Annotated in this window: 15 protein-coding genes; 5 read left to right on the top strand and 10 right to left on the bottom strand. The window is 33.9% G+C overall.

Features of this window, described 5'->3' with window-relative positions:
• Positions 1-239: 239 nt before the first annotated feature.
• Positions 240-1,841 carry a L,D-transpeptidase family protein gene (locus tag M0M44_RS06855; protein WP_248729094.1) on the top strand — a complete coding sequence of 534 codons (1,602 nt, stop codon included), beginning with the start codon at positions 240-242 and terminating at the stop codon, positions 1,839-1,841.
• A gap of 65 nt (positions 1,842-1,906) precedes the next feature.
• Here the strand turns inward: M0M44_RS06855 and M0M44_RS06860 are convergent, their stop codons facing one another.
• From M0M44_RS06860 to M0M44_RS06870, 3 genes are all read right to left on the bottom strand, one after another.
• Complete coding sequence (locus tag M0M44_RS06860; protein ID WP_248729095.1) at positions 1,907-4,336, bottom strand: ABC transporter permease; 2,430 nt, start codon at positions 4,334-4,336, stop codon at positions 1,907-1,909.
• A 132-nt stretch (positions 4,337-4,468) separates the two neighbouring features.
• Positions 4,469-5,176 carry an ABC transporter ATP-binding protein gene (locus M0M44_RS06865; RefSeq protein ID WP_248729096.1) on the bottom strand — a complete coding sequence of 236 codons (708 nt, stop codon included), beginning with the start codon at positions 5,174-5,176 and terminating at the stop codon, positions 4,469-4,471.
• Positions 5,177-5,311: 135 nt separating this feature from the next.
• Entirely contained in the window at positions 5,312-6,553 is a 1,242-nt protein-coding gene (locus tag M0M44_RS06870) for an efflux RND transporter periplasmic adaptor subunit (RefSeq protein ID WP_248729097.1), read from the bottom strand.
• 160 nt (positions 6,554-6,713) lie between these two features.
• Here M0M44_RS06870 and M0M44_RS06875 point away from each other — a divergent pair, with 160 nt between their 5' ends.
• Both M0M44_RS06875 and M0M44_RS06880 read left to right on the top strand, forming a co-directional pair.
• Positions 6,714-8,078 (top strand): sigma-54-dependent transcriptional regulator, encoded by a 1,365-nt coding sequence (locus M0M44_RS06875; RefSeq protein WP_248729098.1) that lies wholly within the window; start codon positions 6,714-6,716, stop codon positions 8,076-8,078.
• A gap of 146 nt (positions 8,079-8,224) precedes the next feature.
• Complete coding sequence (locus M0M44_RS06880) at positions 8,225-9,550, top strand: sensor histidine kinase (protein ID WP_248729099.1); 1,326 nt, start codon at positions 8,225-8,227, stop codon at positions 9,548-9,550.
• Between the two features lie 173 nt (positions 9,551-9,723).
• On the opposite strand, the gene M0M44_RS06885 is transcribed toward M0M44_RS06880, so the two are convergent.
• The 5 genes from M0M44_RS06885 to M0M44_RS06905 form a co-directional block, all read right to left on the bottom strand.
• Positions 9,724-10,050 carry an MGMT family protein gene (locus M0M44_RS06885; RefSeq protein WP_248729100.1) on the bottom strand — a complete coding sequence of 109 codons (327 nt, stop codon included), beginning with the start codon at positions 10,048-10,050 and terminating at the stop codon, positions 9,724-9,726.
• A gap of 127 nt (positions 10,051-10,177) precedes the next feature.
• A complete protein-coding gene (locus tag M0M44_RS06890; RefSeq protein ID WP_248729101.1) occupies positions 10,178-10,816 on the bottom strand; it encodes a LysE family transporter in 639 nt (212 codons plus the stop codon).
• 41 nt (positions 10,817-10,857) lie between these two features.
• Positions 10,858-11,535 carry a tRNA (guanosine(46)-N7)-methyltransferase TrmB gene (gene trmB, locus M0M44_RS06895; RefSeq protein ID WP_248729991.1) on the bottom strand — a complete coding sequence of 226 codons (678 nt, stop codon included), beginning with the start codon at positions 11,533-11,535 and terminating at the stop codon, positions 10,858-10,860.
• A gap of 138 nt (positions 11,536-11,673) precedes the next feature.
• On the bottom strand, positions 11,674-13,056 hold the full coding sequence (locus M0M44_RS06900; protein WP_248729102.1) for an ammonium transporter: 1,383 nt from the start codon (positions 13,054-13,056) through the stop codon (positions 11,674-11,676).
• A gap of 263 nt (positions 13,057-13,319) precedes the next feature.
• Positions 13,320-13,808, bottom strand: a complete 489-nt coding sequence (locus M0M44_RS06905) for a nuclear transport factor 2 family protein (RefSeq protein WP_248729103.1) — start codon at positions 13,806-13,808, stop codon at positions 13,320-13,322.
• 234 nt (positions 13,809-14,042) lie between these two features.
• Here M0M44_RS06905 and M0M44_RS06910 point away from each other — a divergent pair, with 234 nt between their 5' ends.
• Positions 14,043-14,705, top strand: a complete 663-nt coding sequence (locus M0M44_RS06910) for a hypothetical protein (protein WP_248729104.1) — start codon at positions 14,043-14,045, stop codon at positions 14,703-14,705.
• A gap of 155 nt (positions 14,706-14,860) precedes the next feature.
• Here M0M44_RS06910 and M0M44_RS06915 read toward each other — a convergent pair whose 3' ends face one another.
• Positions 14,861-15,175, bottom strand: coding sequence for an HPF/RaiA family ribosome-associated protein (locus tag M0M44_RS06915; RefSeq protein ID WP_111425972.1), 315 nt, complete (start codon positions 15,173-15,175; stop codon positions 14,861-14,863).
• A gap of 347 nt (positions 15,176-15,522) precedes the next feature.
• On the opposite strand from M0M44_RS06915, the gene M0M44_RS06920 reads away from it, so the two are divergent.
• Positions 15,523-15,756 carry a hypothetical protein gene (locus M0M44_RS06920; RefSeq protein ID WP_248729105.1) on the top strand — a complete coding sequence of 78 codons (234 nt, stop codon included), beginning with the start codon at positions 15,523-15,525 and terminating at the stop codon, positions 15,754-15,756.
• A gap of 60 nt (positions 15,757-15,816) precedes the next feature.
• On the opposite strand, the gene M0M44_RS06925 is transcribed toward M0M44_RS06920, so the two are convergent.
• Positions 15,817-16,590 (bottom strand): HNH endonuclease, encoded by a 774-nt coding sequence (locus M0M44_RS06925; RefSeq protein ID WP_248729106.1) that lies wholly within the window; start codon positions 16,588-16,590, stop codon positions 15,817-15,819.
• Between the last annotated feature and the right edge of the window lie 125 nt (positions 16,591-16,715).

Genomic DNA, 16,715 nt, shown 5'->3' on the forward strand with positions numbered 1-16,715 from the left:
TAGGATCATTACCTATTTTGATGCTTTTAGAAAAGTTTTTCCATTTAAAGAATGCTCTTTTATGTAAGTTTTCTTTTAATTAAATTAAAATTCTCACAAAACTTCGTTATATTTGATTACCCAAATCGATTGATTACCAGACATGAAAAAAATATGTGAAAACTAAGGTTTTTGAGTAATTTATTGGGTTTTCGGTATTTTTTTTAAAGTTGTTTCTTTCCAATTTAAACTTTAAAAATATGCGAAATTTTACTTTTTCTTTAATTATTGTTACAGTCAGTTTTTTTGCATTTTCATTAAATTCATTGTCGAACAATGCTAAAAGCAATTCTGATCTGTCGAATCGAAAAACTCTTGCTGTCATTACAATCGATGCGGCTTCCATCAATGCCTTTTTTAAAAAATATTCTAAGCTTAAAAAATATCAGAAAGATGTTGAAGGTATTTATAAAGCCAAAGAGTACAAATCTATTTGGTATGATGATAAAAGTATCACTGAATTTGGGTCATTATTATACCAGAAAGTAAATGTTCTGAAAGATCAGGGAATTGAAGAAAAAATGCCTTATAAAGAACAAATTGATGAGGCGTTTAACGAAAGTTCTTCAAGCAAACCATCTCAGCTCGATACCGAATTACTGCTTACCAGTATGTATGTATTTTATGCAAGCAATGTGTATTCTGGAGTTGATCCTGCAACATTAAAAAAAATAGGATGGTATCTGCCTGCAAAATCCATTTCGTATTCTCACATTCTAGATTCATTAATGGTAGATACCAATCGATTGAATGAAGATGATAATTTATTATTCAGCCAGTACTACAAATTGAAAGATGCGCTGAAAAAATACCGTAAAATTGAAACCGATAATCTATGGCAGAAAATTGCGATTGACAGTGCGACTTTTAAAGATTTAAGACCAGACGATACAGCTATCGCCATTAAGCAAATTAGAAATCGCTTATTTGTAGTAGGAGATTTAAAACAAGATTCTGGAAGTGATATTTATGATGAAGAATTGATGGCGGGAGTTTTAAATTATAAAAAAAGATATAATCTAAAAATAAATTATGCCCTAACGAGAGATATTATCAATCAAATGAATGAGCCGATTAGCAAGAGAATAAGAACCATCATGCTGAATATGGAAAGATGTAGATGGATTCCGACCAAATTGGCAAAAGCAGAAGAGTACGTCATGGTTAATATTCCTTCATTTAGGCTATTTTATGTTAAGGATGGAAAATATGATCTGGTTTCGGACATTTTTGTGGGTAACAGACTTAGTGAAACGGTGATTTTTAGTGGAAGTATGGATCGAATAGTCTTTAGCCCGTATTGGTACGTACCAAATAGCATTATCCAAAACGAATTAAAACTCCAGATTGCAAATGATAAGAACTATTTGGAAGAACATAACATGGAATGGAACGGAGGCAAAGTGCGACAAAAACCAGGGCCGAAAAATTCGCTGGGATTAGTAAAATTCATGTTCCCCAATCCGAACGATATTTATATGCATGATACGCCTGCAAAAAGTTTATTCGAATTTGAAAAACGCACTTTTAGCCACGGCTGTATCAATGTGAAAGAAGCCAAGCAACTTGCTCTGCATATTTTAAAAGACGATCCAGATTGGCCAGTAGACAAGATTGAGAGTGCTATGAGTGGCGAAAAAGAAACAACCTGTATGCTTAAACGTAAAATTCCGGTTTATATAGGTTATTTTACCTGCTGGGTTCAGGACAATGGAGAAGTCAATTTTTTCCCAGATGTATACGATAGAGACGAAAGTCTGGACAAATTGATTTATAATGATGCCGTTACAATGAAGGATTAAAAATAAAAGCCCGACGGATTTTACTGAAATCTGTCGGGCTTCTTTAAAAAAAATGGTCTACAAGCTTATTCGTATTTTAGATATTTTAATACATCTATTCTAGTTACCTGAAATGCTTTTGTTAAAACAATTACTAAAGTTAAAAACAAAAGTGAAATCAGGGCAATTACAAACGGAATTGTTGATATTCCAATTCTAAAAGCGAAATCTTCCAGCCATTTCTGTAATAATATATAAGCAGGAACAATCCCGATTGCAAATCCTATAAAACAGAAAACAATATATTGTTTCGACAATTCTTTTAAGAGTATATCTGTTTCGGCTCCTAATGTTTTTCGAATGGCGATTTCTTTCAATCTTCTCTCCATCGAAAATGATGCCAAAGCGAACAATCCAAATATAGCAATTATGATTACTACCAAATTTAGGATAAAAAAGAGGTTTTTTTGTTTGACTTGCTCTTCATAAGTTTTCGCGAATCCTTTGTTAACAAATTCGTAATCAAATGGATAGTCAGGGTTTACGTTTTTCTCCCAATATAATTTCAATTTTTCTAACGTTTCTGTTAAATTATTTGGAGATACTTTTACAAGAACTTGATTAAAGTTGTTCCATTTTAGTGTTTTTAAATTGATGAAAACCATTGGCGGAACTTTATTCTGTAAATTGATTAAATTAAAATCTTTTACAACTCCAACAACTTTAAACTTCAAGTTATCACTGTTTCCAATACTCCAGCCCGATGTTATCATGGTGTTTACTGGATTCTTAAGATTTAGTTCTTTAGCAAGTGTTTCATTTATAAGCATGCCATTCACAGTGTCAGAAGCAAATTGAGGAGATAAATCACGGCCTTCAACTATTTTAATTTTCATCATTTCTAGAAAACCAAAATCCATTTCGATGTTTTTGGGCTGTACAAAAATTCCATTATGTTTAAATCCAGAACTTGAGCCTGAATTGCCTCCAAAAGTGCCGGCAAATGTAGTAACATCTACAACCCCAGGGATTTTTTTAATTTCTTGTTTTGCTGTTAAATACTCATCTGTTCTTTTTAATCTCTCTTTTGTGTGATAATTAATAGAGAGTACTTGGTCACCGCTAAAGCCTAAATCTTTGTTCATCATGTAGCTAACCTGTGAATTGACAATTAATGCTCCAATGATAAAGAAGGCCGCAATTCCGAATTGAAAGATAAGCATTGAGTTTCGAATCCAAATACCGCTTTTACTTCTTGAAAAATTTCCTTTTAAAACCTTTAATGTTTCAAAATTTGAGATATAAACAGCAGGGAAAATACCCGCAAGAACGATTACTAATCCAAATATAAAAATAAGCTGCAGGTAAAATTCGCCGCCATTCATAGTCAAAGTCTTTCTCAAAAAAGTATTGTAGTATGGTAATGAAAGTTCTACAATAGCGAGTGCAAAAACAATTGCAAGTAATACGGTTATAGAAGTTTCAAAAATAAACTGAGTAATGATCTGTTTTTTGGTAGCACCTACAATCTTACGAACACCTACTTCTTTGGCGCGCTTGATAGCCGATGCAGTGGCGAGATTGATATAATTTACCATTGATAAAAATAATATCAGGACTGAAAGGCCGCCCATAATATAAAGCAGTTTTAAATTGCCTTGTCCTTCAGGAAAATTTTGGCCTCCTGAACTTTTTGTGCCATATAAACGAGACGTTTTCAATTGATCCAACATCACTTCAACTTGTCCGTTTTCTTTTAAATATTGCTCTACAGTCTGTCCGCTGGCTTTGGCATCTTTTACGGTTCTGTTTACAAAAATTACATTTTGCATTTTCTTTATAAGAGCAGAAGGATTGGTTCCTTTTTTAGCTTTAACCATTAAAGCATAGTTGAAATTTCCCCACTGATCTTTGTCGCCGTCACGCTTAACTCCGTTAAAAATATAATTTGGTTCGATCGAAGAAGGTTTGGTCACACGATAAACAGCTTTTACGATGTAATCTCCATTGCCATACGTAATTGATTTGCCAATTGGATCATCATTTTTGAAAAGCAATTTTGCTTGATCTTCGGATACGGCAACACTGTTTTTTTCTTTTAAAATGTTCTGTTTATTTCCTTTTATAATTTCAAAAGGGAAAAAATCAAAAAAGTTTTCGTCTGTACGAATAACTTTTTTATCTAATATTTTTAGATTTTGAAATTTAACAACGCCATCTTCGTACCAATTGTAGAGAAAACAAACTTTGTCAATTTCAGGGATTGTCGCTTTACAGGTTTCTCCAAAAGGGATCGAACTAGTTGCCCAGATATCTCCTGAACCAATTTTGTTTAGAACAAGGTAAGAGTTCTCTTTTTCAGGATTCCATTGATCGTATGCGTTTTCATTGTTCCAGTATAAAATCGCAAAAATAACAGAAGCAATTCCGATGCTTAATCCTAAAACATTTAAAAACGAAAACAGTTTGTTTTGTTTTAAATGATATATAAATATTTTAAACCAGTTAAAAATCATTTTGAGGTATATTTTTATAGTTGATATGGTTGTTTTTGGTAAACTTTTCAGTTCTAAATCATAGTAAATATTTTGCACACCAGTTCTACCAGAACGACAAGTGCAGTAACAATAATTTTAATCATCACTTTATTATTTAGCGTCCATAAAAACATCAACGTTTCGTTGATTTAATTTCTCAGAAAATATAACTCCGTCTTTCATGTGAATCGTTCTTTGCGAAAAAGAAGCATCATAATCAGAGTGGGTAACCATCAAAATGGTAGCGCCTTTAGCATGTAAATCGGTTAAAAGTTCCATTACTTCATTACCATTTTTACTGTCTAAGTTTCCTGTTGGCTCATCGGCCAAAATAATTTTAGGATCATTTACCAAAGCTCTGGCAACGGCAACTCTTTGCTGCTGTCCTCCAGAAAGCTGCTGCGGAAAATGTTTCAAACGATGAGATATATTAAGTTTCTCGGCAATCGCCTCGATTTTTTGTTTTCTCTCAGAAGCTTTTACGTTGTTGTAAAGCAATGGCAATTCGATATTATCGTAAACAGAAAGCTCATCAATTAAGTTGAAATTCTGAAAAATAAAGCCAATGTTTTCTTTTCTCACTTGAGCTCGGCCTTTTTCTTTTAGGCCAATCATTTCTTGGTCTAGCAGTTTGTAGCTTCCGGTGCTTGCGCTATCCAAAAGCCCAATAATATTTAATAAAGTCGATTTCCCACATCCAGAAGGTCCCATAATGGTTAAAAAATCTCCTTTTTTTATTTCTAAATTGATACCGCTCAAAGCAGCAGTTTCTATTTCTTCTGTTCTAAAAACTTTGGTTAAATTTTGAATTGTGATCATAATTTTTTTAGGTTTTGAAATGTTATTAAATACGTTTTTTGATTGATGATTGAAACGATGATTGTTTTGTTGTTTCAGGTTTCAAGTTTCAGGTTTCAAGTGGTTCGTCGCGTTAACTTGAAACTTGAAACAAAATTATTTCTGAAGCGTTAGTTCTTCGATATCTTTATAGTCGGTATACGAAGAAGTTACCACGTCTTCGCCTTCTTTTAAGCCCTCAAGAACCTCGTAATAAGATGGATTTTCGCGGCCTAGTTTGATGTTTCTTTTTACGGCCTTGTTTCCGTTTACAACAAAAATCCATTTTCCTGCTGCTTCTTGATTAAAGGCTCCTCTCGGAATTACCAAAGTTCTATTCTTTTCAGACAAGATCAGTTTTACGCCAAAACTAAGTCCGTCCTGCAGAACAATATTTTCTTTACTTACAAAAGCAAGTTCTACAGTAAATCGGCCACCTTTAACTTCAGGGATTACTTTGGTCACAATAACTTCAAGATTTTTCCCTTTAAATTCTACCTGTCCTTTTAAACCTTCTCTAAGTTTTTCCAGATAAAATTCGTCTACTTCAGCAATAAGCTTGTAGCCTTTGTTAGAATCGATTCTTCCGATGCTTGCGCCTGCTTGAAAAGTTTTTCCTAAAACAGGTTCAAAAGAGGTTAATCGTCCTGTTTCTGGCGCTGTAATTAAAAAGTTCTTCTTGTTGTTTCTAAGAATATCCAAACTTTTTTCCATAGTCTGGATCGAACGGTTTATTTGGGAAATCTGAACCTGATTGCTTTGTTTTTCTTTTTGAATGCTCTGTTGGATTGTTCTTTTGCGTTCTTCCTGAAAACGAAGGCTTTCTTTAAAAGTATTCCAGTCATTTTTAGAAATTACATCTTTCTCATACAACTTCGCATTCATATCATATAATCTCTTCGCGTCGTTATAATCATGCTCAATCAAAACCAAATCTTTGTTTAGATTTAATTCTTGATTTCTGATATTTAATTTTCCTGTATTTAAATTGTTGATTTGCTCAATAATAGCAGTTTCCTGAGTCAGGTAATTCAGCTCTGTGTTTGGATTGTACAAACGGGCCAGCGATTGTCCTTTGGTAACCATTGCGCCATTTTCTACAAAGATTTCTTTTACAGAACCTCCCTCAGTAACATTGACAAGCATAACATTCAAAGGTTCTACTTTTGCCTGAAAAACTACAAAATCTTCAAAAAAGGCTTTTTCTGCTTTCTGAATTACCAATTCGTCTGCTTTTACATTTAAAGTTCTTTTGGTATTAAAAGCAAAAACGCTAATGGTTAGCAAAACTAAAAAAACAGCAATTGCTATTGCGAGATATCTAAATTTTTTATTTTTACGAGGAATTATCGTGTCCATTTTTTAATTTATTTTACTGATAATCAATAGGTAAATACTGTGCCATAAAATTTATTATTTGTAAAGCATTGATTTTAAAAGGGCTCGAGAAAACGCTACAAAAAAGCAGTGTCCGATAATGAACAGTTGACCGTTCGAAAGCGGACAGAAAAAAGACCACATGAGAAAAAAACTAGCCCAAATATTAGTTGTTGACGATCAGGAAGAAATTCTTTTTTCTGCAAAAATGATTCTTAAAAAGCATTTCGAAACTATTTTTACCACCAATAGTCCTAAAAAAATCATTTCAATTTTAAGCGAAAATGAAATAAATGTGGTTTTGCTTGATATGAATTACCGAATTGGTTTTGAAGATGGCCGTGAAGGAATTCATTGGCTGAAAGAAATTAAAACACTATCTCCGCAGACTATTGTAATTTTAATGACAGCCTTTGGTAAAATTGAAACTGCCGTAGAAGGTATTAAAATTGGAGCTTTTGATTATGTGCTAAAGCCGTGGAATAACGAAAAATTGCTGGAAGTTATTGATAAAGCAGTTGCAGAAAGCAGAAAAACGAATAAAAAAGGTGCTGCAGAAAAAGTAGATAAAACCGAAAAAAAGTATTTTGTCGGGACTTCAGCAAAAATAAAACAAGCGTATTCTATTGCAGAAAAAGTTGCCCGAACAGAAGCCAATGTTTTGATTTTGGGTGAAAATGGAACAGGAAAATATGTTTTTGCCGAATATATTCATCAGCATTCTGAAAGGAAAAACGAGCCGTTTGTACATGTCGATTTGGGTTCGCTAAGCGATAATTTATTTGAAAGTGAACTTTTTGGTTACGCCAAAGGTGCTTTTACAGATGCTAAAATCGATACTCCTGGCCGTTTTGAAAATGCATCGAACGGAACTATTTTCTTAGATGAAATTGGAAATATTCCGCTTCATCTTCAGGCAAAATTATTACATGTTTTGCAGACCAAAACCGTAACGCGTTTAGGCGAAAGCAAACCACGGCCACTAAATGTTCGTGTTATTGCGGCTACAAATAGCGATATTAAAACAGAAGTAAAAAATAAAACATTCCGTGAAGATTTGCTCTACAGAATTAATACCATGGAAATTAATCTGCCTTCTTTAAGAGAAAGAAAAGACGATATTGTACCGATGGCCAATTTTATTCTGGAACAGATTGCTGAAAAATACAATCATGGTTCCGAAGCTTCGGGATGGCGTTTTGAAGATAATGTTGCGTCCTATCTTGAAAAATATCCATGGAAAGGGAATGTTCGAGAAATGGAAAATAAGATTGAAAGAGCTTTGATTTTGGCTGAAAATAATACCATTTCTGTTATGGATTTGGATATTCTGGACTTCGAGGAAATTCAGGAAAATGATGAAAATCCGTTATCGGAAATGGAGAAAGGCGCGATTGAAAAAGCACTTTTTAAACACAACGGAAACATCAGTAAAACTGCCGAAGAACTTGGTTTGTCGCGCGCTGCGTTGTACAGAAGAATAGAAAAATACGATTTGAAGAATTAAAAGAATGTATAGCGTCCAGCTTTAGCTGGATGTAGAATAATAGGGAAGATTCAAGGCTTTAGCCAAAATGTTTTATGTTTGGCTAAACCCTATTTCTATAAATAATTTATTTCTCCAGTTAAAGCTGGAGACAATTCAAAATAATAATGAAGAATTGGAAGTTTTATAACGCGTTGTTTGTAAGAGTTGTGTTTGTAATGGCGCTTTTTATTGGCAGTGCATTATTGTTTTATAAAGGATTTCAATACAACGCATTATTAGTTGGTGTTTTTGTTTTGATTTTTCTAATCGAAATGTATTTTTTTGTCAAAAACCAATTGCTGTTTTATGATAAAACAATAAACTCGATACTGCATAACGACTTTTCTGCTCATTTTCCAGAAGAGCATAAAAAAGACAATTTTAACAGTCTGTATCTTTTATATGATGCTTTAAAGGTTCAAAAGCAAGAACAAATATCCAAAGAATTGATTTATCGTTCGATTTTGAACAGTATTGATACCGCAGCTTTAATCTTAGAAAAGGGAGATGATGATTGGTCTATTTTTATAATGAATGACTGTTTTTCTAATCTCTTCAAAGTGCCGAAAGTAAACCACTGGAAATATCTTAAAAACTATCTTCCGAGTTTATGCAGCGAAATTGAAAAGGTGGGTTTTACAGAGTTAAAAACCGCTATTTCGATCAAAATTGAAGATCAAGATCTGCAGACTTTTATGCTGCAGACTTCGCATACTCAAACGTATAATAAAGAGTATTTCATCATTTTGTTAGACAGTATTCAGCGTGTTATTGAAAAGAAAGAAAAAGAAGCATGGATTAATTTGATGAAGATTATTTCGCATGAATTAATGAATTCTTTAACGCCTATTCGCGCGCTTTCGCAGAATTTGCTTCACATTGTAGATCAGGATGAATTGGAGGACGATGATTTTGAAGATATCAAAAGCAGTATTTCTACCATCATCAATAGGAGCGATCATTTACAGTTTTTCGTGGAAAATTATCGTAAACTAGCAATGCTGCCAACTCCAAACAAACAAATGACACCAATTAATGCTTTGTTTGAAGATTGCCTTCGAATTATGAGTCCGATCTTGAAGGAAGAAAAAATCGAGTTGATGAATGAAATACACAGTTCGCGTTCTATTATGATTGATAAAAATCAGATGGAGCAGGTAATTATCAATTTGATTACCAATAGTATTCATGCGTTAAAAGAGAAATCAGAAAAGAAATTAATAATCTCAAGTTATACAGAAAATAATCGTTTTTTCATTGTGATTTCAGACAACGGAAAAGGAGTGGATGCTGAAATTAGAGACAAAGTTTTCCTTCCGTTTTTCACCACCAGAAAAGATGGTGCCGGAATTGGATTAACGCTTTCTAAAAACATTATCGAAGCGCACGGAGGATATCTAAGCTACCAAACCGATGAGGATAAAACGAGTTTTGTGATTTGCTTGATTTAGTGGGTTTGCCACAAAGGCGCTAAGACGCCAAGATTTTTTATTCCCCAGATTTCGAAGATTTTGAATTTTTGGAAAAAAGAAAATCCGCTAGATCTGCAAAATCTGCGGGAGAAAAAATAAAATTAAGTTTAAACTAAAATGAACTTATATCACTTATATGGTGAAAATATTTCCTACGATTCAACTTCCGGTTTCCAAAAGTGTTTTTCAAAGTCTACAATCTGATTGTTGACCACTTTTATGCCTTCATTTTCTAAAAGCTGTTGCATTAAATTGGTTCCGTCAAAGTGATGTTTTCCTGTCAAAAGTCCTTTTTGATTTACAACTCTGTGCGCAGGAACATCACCCATGTTATGACAGGCATTCATTGCCCAGCCTACCATTCTTGCAGAGCGAGCTGTGCCTAAAGCTTTCGCAATAGCACCATAAGAAGTTACTTTCCCAAACGGAATTTGTCTAGCGATTACATAAACTCTTTCGAAAAAATTTTCCTCTGCCATGATTTTGTCTTTTTTTGCCACAGATTACAAAGATTAAATGGATTATCTGTTTAAATCCTTAGAAAGCTGCGTGAAAAATTATTTACCACAAAGTAAAAAAAATCATTTTAATCTGTGGCTATAAAATTTATCCGAAGTAATAATTCAGGATATTAAAAAGTGTTGCAAGAGCAACTAATCCTGTTATAGAGCCAATAATAGTATTCATGTTACGCATGAAGTAATCGGTTTTCTTTTCTATTCTTCCAAAGAAAGCAATATAGCTGTATAAAATTCCAAAAGCTCCAAGAACAGAACCTAATACAAATGTTAGTATAATTGGGTTTTGAAATGTAAAAAGATTGTATGAAGCCAGAGTAACACTAACGACAACATAATACGGAATCGGAAAGAAGTTTAATCCAGAAAGCAACATTCCGAGAAAGAAACTGCTTTTTTTACTGCTCTTTTTGATTTTTGTTTTTTTCTTTGCTATCGGATCTTTTGCAAAAAATAAAAAGTAAATGGTTAAGATCGAAAAAATGACAAAACCAACTTCACGCAATAAGGTTACAACATCTGGACGATTGTCTATGACGCGAGCAAACAATACGGCAACATAAGCTTGAAAAAAAATAACTAAAACAGCCCCGATTACAAACCATAAAGCATTCTTTTTGCCTTCTTTCATTTTTATTTTGGCAGCCGTCATATTAAGCAATCCTGGCGGAATTGTCCCAATCGCAGCAGCAATAAAGCCTGAAAGTAATGGGGTAAGGTAGGTCATTTAGTTATTAAATCGGTTAGATAAAGGTTTCAAAATTAAAGTTAGTCTTTAATTTTGAAACGAATATACGTAATTGCCTTATTAATTTCTAAATATTGTTTCTCGTAAAAAGTCTGGATAGAAGTTACAACTTCTGGACTTCCTTCGTTTTTATAGACGTTATGGTTGGCATACAAAACTTCGTGACCTTCTCCGTGAAGCAATCCAAGAGTGTAACCGTGCATAAATTCGCTATCGGTTTTAAGGTTTACCACACCGTCTTTTTTTAAGATTTTTTTGTACAATTTCAAGAACTCAGAATTGGTCATTCTGTGTTTTGTTCTTTTGTATTTGATCTGCGGATCTGGGAAAGTAATCCAGATTTCGTCCACTTCTCCTTCAGCAAAAATATGATTGATCAATTCGATTTGTGTACGAACGAAAGCGACATTATGAAGACCGTTTTCAACAGCAGTTTTAGCACCACGCCAGAAACGCGCTCCTTTAATGTCAATTCCAACAAAATTTTTGTTTGGGTATTTCTCTGCTAATCCAACAGAATATTCTCCCTTTCCACATCCTAATTCTAAAACTAATGGATTATCATTTTTAAAGAAATCAGAGTTCCATTTTCCTTTTAAAGGCATTAAGTCGCCTACAACTTCTTCTCTGGTTGGCTGAAAAACGTTTTGAAATGTTTCGTTTTCTCTGAATCTCTTAAGTTTATTTTTACTTCCCACTTTTACAAAAATTTTCCGCAAAATTAAGGAATATAAACGAATGAAAATAGCGTAACTAAGTTTAAAAGTTTTCAGCCACGAATTCACGAATTTTATTTTTAAAATAATTTGTGAATTCGTGGCTGAAAAAAATATTTCTTAACCGTAATGAGGCTCTGTAATTGGCTGTGCTTTCGGATCAAGAGATTCATCATGTTGTGATAAATCCAGCCCGATGTGTTCTGATTCTTCTGAAACTCTTAGCGGAATAATGAAGTTGGTTACTTTAAACAAGAAATAAGCTCCAAAGAAAGTAAAGACTGAAACTAGAACCAACGCCATCATGTGATGTCCGAAAACATTCCATCCGCCGTGAAGTAAACTTGCATTTTCGCCGTGAGCGAAAACAGCAGTCAAGATCATTCCCATAATTCCACCAACACCATGACAAGCAAAAACGTCAAGCGTATCGTCGAATTTTTTAGAATATTTACAATTTACAGCGGTATTAGAAACCAAAGCCGTAATGAAACCGAAGAACATACTTTCCGGAACTGAGACAAATCCTGCAGCAGGTGTAATGGCAACTAAACCTACAACAGCTCCAATACAAGCTCCTAGGGCAGAAACTTTTCTTCCGTTCATTCTATCAAAGAAAATCCAAGTTAACATGGCTGCAGCCGATGAAGTTGTGGTTGTAGCAAAAGCCATAGCAGCAGTTCCGTTGGCAGCAAGAGCAGATCCAGCGTTGAATCCGAACCAGCCGAACCAAAGCATTCCTGTTCCTAATAATACAAAAGGAATATTGGTTGGAATATGCTGGCTGTTTTTTCTTTTTCCTAAAACAATAACACCAGCCAAAGCTGCAAAACCAGAACTCATGTGCACTACAGTTCCTCCAGCGAAATCTTTAACTCCAAAATAACTTCCTAAAACGCCTGTCGGATACCAAACCGCGTGACATAAAGGAGCATAAATAAATATGGTAAATAAACTGATGAAAACTAAATAAGAGATAAAACGAACACGTTCTGCAAACGAACCTGTAATAATTGCAGGGCAAATGATGGCAAATTTCATTTGAAACAAAGCAAAAAGCATAAACGGAATCGTATTGGCCAATTGTTTATGAGGCAGAACACCAACATAATCCATAAAAGCAAAAGTAGTTGGATTTCCAAAAAAACTATAAAAATGATCTCCAGAACCAAAACCGACTGGTTCTCCAAATGCCAAACTAAAAGCTACAACGACCCATAACAACGTAACTACGCCCAGACAGATAAAACTTTGAAGCATAGTCGAAATAACATTTTTCTTTCCAACCATTCCGCCATAAAAGAAAGACAATCCTGGTGTCATGATTAAAACCAGACAGCTCGAAGTAAGCATCCAGGCAACATCGGCAGGAACAATATGATCTATAGTTCCAAATTCTGATAAAACATAATTATTTTCGGTAACTGTTGGCCAAAAAGCCCCTATCGTACATACGACGCTTATCATGATAAAGGAGATAATCCAGCGTTTTTCTATTTTCATTTTTAAAATACTTTGTTTAACCCTATTTTTTTTGGGGTCAAAGTTAGAAAAAAATAAAGATTCTTGTTTTTAAGGCTGATAAAATAGAGGTATGGGTTTTATTTTGATGAATTTTATAAAATACCGCTCATTTTTTTGACAGTATCTTATTCTAAAGTTACAAAAAAGCACTGTTTTTGCCGAATTAATTAAAATTAATCTGCCAACAGTGCTTCTAAAGTGCTCAAAAAGTTACGTTTATAATAAGAAAACCGTAAAATGTTTTATTTTTTCTGAAGTTTTGCAATCAAAGAGTCTTCAATTGGTGCTTTTATTTTGGTTACAGCATCGACTTCGTCATTCGGAACGGTCATCGATAGCACATAATGCTGAATTTTCCATTCGTTCCCCACTTTTACCAAAACTCCAGAACCGCGGCAAATTTTCATTTGTGTGTCTAATAATTCATCAAACCAAGCTATTTTTCCTGATTTATCAAAAAAGATATGACGTTCTAAAGCTTTAAAATTCCATGTAGTTCCTTTATCGAAAAAGGGTTTTGCCCAAACAGCAAATTCTTTTTTGGTCCAATTTTCAGTGGCATCGGTTCCAATGTAAATGGCATCGTCTGCCAATACATTAAAGTAAGCATCAAATTTTACTTCGCCAGCAGCTTTATGCCAAGCATCTAATGTCTGATTAATTTTGTTTTTGTCTGCTTGCGCATTGGCAAAAGAAGCAACAAATAAAAGGAGTAAAAGTGTTTTTTTCATGAGATATAGTATTTGAGTTTAAAGGTATAATTTTTTGAAACATATAGTGATATAAGGAAATTAAAGAAAACGAATTATTGTCACAAAGGCACCAGGGCGCAAAGTTTATTTTAAGATTCTTGGCGACTCTGTACCTTTGCAACTTTGTCCCCTACTAAATTATCTTACAGTACTTGTGTGTTGTAATATCTCAAAAACCACTATATTTGATTCTCAATAAAAATACCCCCAGTCATGAATGCAAAAATACTTCTAGGCTCACTAGCTGTTACTTCTTTACTTTTTATTTCCTGCAAAAAGGAATTAGAACCGCAAGAAAGCACAGCCACTTCTGAATTAGTAAGATTAGGACTTGCAAAAGATACAACCAAAACTGCTGCGCCAATTGTGCAAAATCCTGCAACAAACCCCAATACAGTTTTAAGCGATACAAAAGGAATTAATCCTGCTCACGGACAGCCGGGACATCGTTGCGATATTGCGGTTGGAGCGCCTTTAAATTCTGCGCCAACACAGCAAGTTCAGGCAACTCCAGGACAAACTGTTCAGGTAAATCCGACTCAGCAGAAGATAGTTACGACTACAACTGCTGCGCCAGTTAAAGTAGCAAAAGGAATGAATCCGCCACATGGACAGCCAGGACATAGATGTGATATTCCTGTTGGCGCACCTTTAAATTCGCCTAAAGCAACAACGACAACAACAGCTTCAAATACCGCTCAAAGCGGAACGGTTACGCAAAACTTTACAGTTACTCCGCCAGCATCAAACCCAGTTCCAGCTTTGTTAAGCACAGAAGGTAACGAGACTACAGTAGCAGACGGAATGAACCCGCCACACGGAAAACCAGGTCACCGTTGCGATATTGCTGTTGGTGCACCATTGCCAAAATCGTAAGGAAATAAACCATATAAGTAATATAAGAGAATTTAAGATTTTCACTTGTTATTATCCATAAAAAACGAAGCCGTAAAGTATTCTTTACGGCTTCGTTGCTTTGTGAGGTAAATTCTAAAATGAACTTATATCACTTATATGGTTTAAAAAAAAAATTAATGTTCTTTTATTTTTTCGAAAGTGCTCGTCAATGTTTTTTTGGCTTTGGCCAATGCACCGCTAAAAGCTTTTTCAAGTGTGTCGGCGTGTTCTGTAACCGTAATGGGCTGTAGTTTTACAGGACGAACTTCAATCACACATTTTTTGTCATGCAAGCTGAACTTTTCTCCATTTTCGTCTCCAAAATGAATTTCTACGCGGGTAATTTTATCTTGAAAACGGTCTAAGCTTTTTTCAACTTCTCCAGAAAAATAACTTTCTAATCTTGCACTTCCTTCAATGTTTTTGTCGGTGTTGATCTGTACTTTCATAACGCATAATATTTAATGATTCATTCTCAAACTTATCGATTTTACAACTAAAAGACAAGTAGGTTAAGGAAATATTATGAAATTTTAAAACGATTTATTTTTCAATTTTGTAATTTCGATTTAGAAAAAATATACTTATAGTATTTCAATTTAAAAATAAAGAAAAAACCTACAATTTGTTTTTGTTTTTCATATATTTGAAATTCCTAAAAATTCAAGATTATGAACACAAAAAAAAATTCCTGCCCGTGTGGTATGTTGGCGGTATTGGAAACAACCGCAGCGCTTTCTTGAAGGTGCAGGACAACTAAGCTACACGGGTTTTTTTATTCCTAAAATTCAAGATTATGAGTACAAACACTTTTTCGAAAGAAACCAAATTGAGGTTAAATGAATTCTTCAACAATTCAATTGATTCCAAAAGTATGGCAAAGTGCATTCGACAGGTAAATTACATTCTTGCCTTAAATGTAATGCACGAAAATGAATTTCTGCAGCAAGAAAATATCAACCTCGATGAAAGCTTTTACTGGCTGAATAAACTAGCCGAGATTTTGGATCCTTATTTGGAGGTTGAATAGAAATTGGAAAAGCCACTTGGGAGAGTGGCTTTTTTTTCTGGATTATTTTTTAAATGCAAATTACTGTTTAAAACAAACTTCATTATGATATTTGAGAAATTCGATATCTGGGAGAAATTTTGTTGGTAAAATGATATCTTGATTGTCTAATTTTAAAAAATAATCTTCGATAGATTTTGATTTCTTTTGTTTGAATAAGGTTGGAGAAATTTTGATTTTAAAGTCAGTTGTAATAGTCAATAAACCATTCTCAAAGGCTTTGTCGTGGAGAGCATTAATTGCAATTCCATTTTGAGGATTTAATCTGTTTTCTTTATCGACGCTCCAAGGTTTTATATGGCCGGCTATCAAAAGTTCCGGTTGTTGAATTCCTGTAATACAACAAGTATTATTATAAGATGCTAAAATTGATTTTCTGAAAAAAGATTGATTAACACGAACTTCTACAAGTTGCTCTCTGGTTTTTCCTTCTTTTATTGATTGAAATTCTGGAATATGATTTAATTGCTCAATAGATATATCTTCTGCATTTGCTAATAATTTCTCACTCTCAAAAGCTAAAACATTTAGGTTGTTAAAAAATTCATTCCATATTTCGACATCTAATTTACTTGTGTTTGATGCGCCTTTAATTCCTCTAGCTTTTAAACTTGGGTCAAGACTGGCAAAATTTACAAGTTTATATGCAACTGCGTCCGGCGTTCTTCCGATAAGATTGGCGAGGTGAATTACTTCTGGATTTAAACGATGTAATCGACCAAAAGGTAATTTGTAGTATAAATTTATAGTAAGAATTAATTCATTTCTAGTCCAGAGTTTTTGTCCTTCCTTCATAAGTCATTATATATTGTCAAATTCTACAATAAATTGAAAATTACATTCTATAGAAGGACATTTGTGTTGTTGAGATAATTCAGATTCTTTGAGTATTTCCGTTCTGTTTCCACATTTAGGACAAG

Source organism: Flavobacterium humidisoli, from assembly GCF_023272795.1.
Lineage (GTDB): Bacteria > Bacteroidota > Bacteroidia > Flavobacteriales > Flavobacteriaceae > Flavobacterium > Flavobacterium humidisoli.

Coding starts and splice junctions, on each gene's coding strand:
- M0M44_RS06855 (WP_248729094.1), top strand. CDS start 240: ATGCGAAATTTTACTTTTTCTTTAATTATTGTTACAGTCAGTTTTTTT.
- M0M44_RS06860 (WP_248729095.1), bottom strand. CDS start 4,336: ATGATTTTTAACTGGTTTAAAATATTTATATATCATTTAAAACAAAAC.
- M0M44_RS06865 (WP_248729096.1), bottom strand. CDS start 5,176: ATGATCACAATTCAAAATTTAACCAAAGTTTTTAGAACAGAAGAAATA.
- M0M44_RS06870 (WP_248729097.1), bottom strand. CDS start 6,553: ATGGACACGATAATTCCTCGTAAAAATAAAAAATTTAGATATCTCGCA.
- M0M44_RS06875 (WP_248729098.1), top strand. CDS start 6,714: ATGAGAAAAAAACTAGCCCAAATATTAGTTGTTGACGATCAGGAAGAA.
- M0M44_RS06880 (WP_248729099.1), top strand. CDS start 8,225: ATGAAGAATTGGAAGTTTTATAACGCGTTGTTTGTAAGAGTTGTGTTT.
- M0M44_RS06885 (WP_248729100.1), bottom strand. CDS start 10,050: ATGGCAGAGGAAAATTTTTTCGAAAGAGTTTATGTAATCGCTAGACAA.
- M0M44_RS06890 (WP_248729101.1), bottom strand. CDS start 10,816: ATGACCTACCTTACCCCATTACTTTCAGGCTTTATTGCTGCTGCGATT.
- M0M44_RS06900 (WP_248729102.1), bottom strand. CDS start 13,056: ATGAAAATAGAAAAACGCTGGATTATCTCCTTTATCATGATAAGCGTC.
- M0M44_RS06905 (WP_248729103.1), bottom strand. CDS start 13,808: ATGAAAAAAACACTTTTACTCCTTTTATTTGTTGCTTCTTTTGCCAAT.
- M0M44_RS06910 (WP_248729104.1), top strand. CDS start 14,043: ATGAATGCAAAAATACTTCTAGGCTCACTAGCTGTTACTTCTTTACTT.
- M0M44_RS06915 (WP_111425972.1), bottom strand. CDS start 15,175: ATGAAAGTACAGATCAACACCGACAAAAACATTGAAGGAAGTGCAAGA.
- M0M44_RS06920 (WP_248729105.1), top strand. CDS start 15,523: ATGAGTACAAACACTTTTTCGAAAGAAACCAAATTGAGGTTAAATGAA.
- M0M44_RS06925 (WP_248729106.1), bottom strand. CDS start 16,590: ATGAAGGAAGGACAAAAACTCTGGACTAGAAATGAATTAATTCTTACT.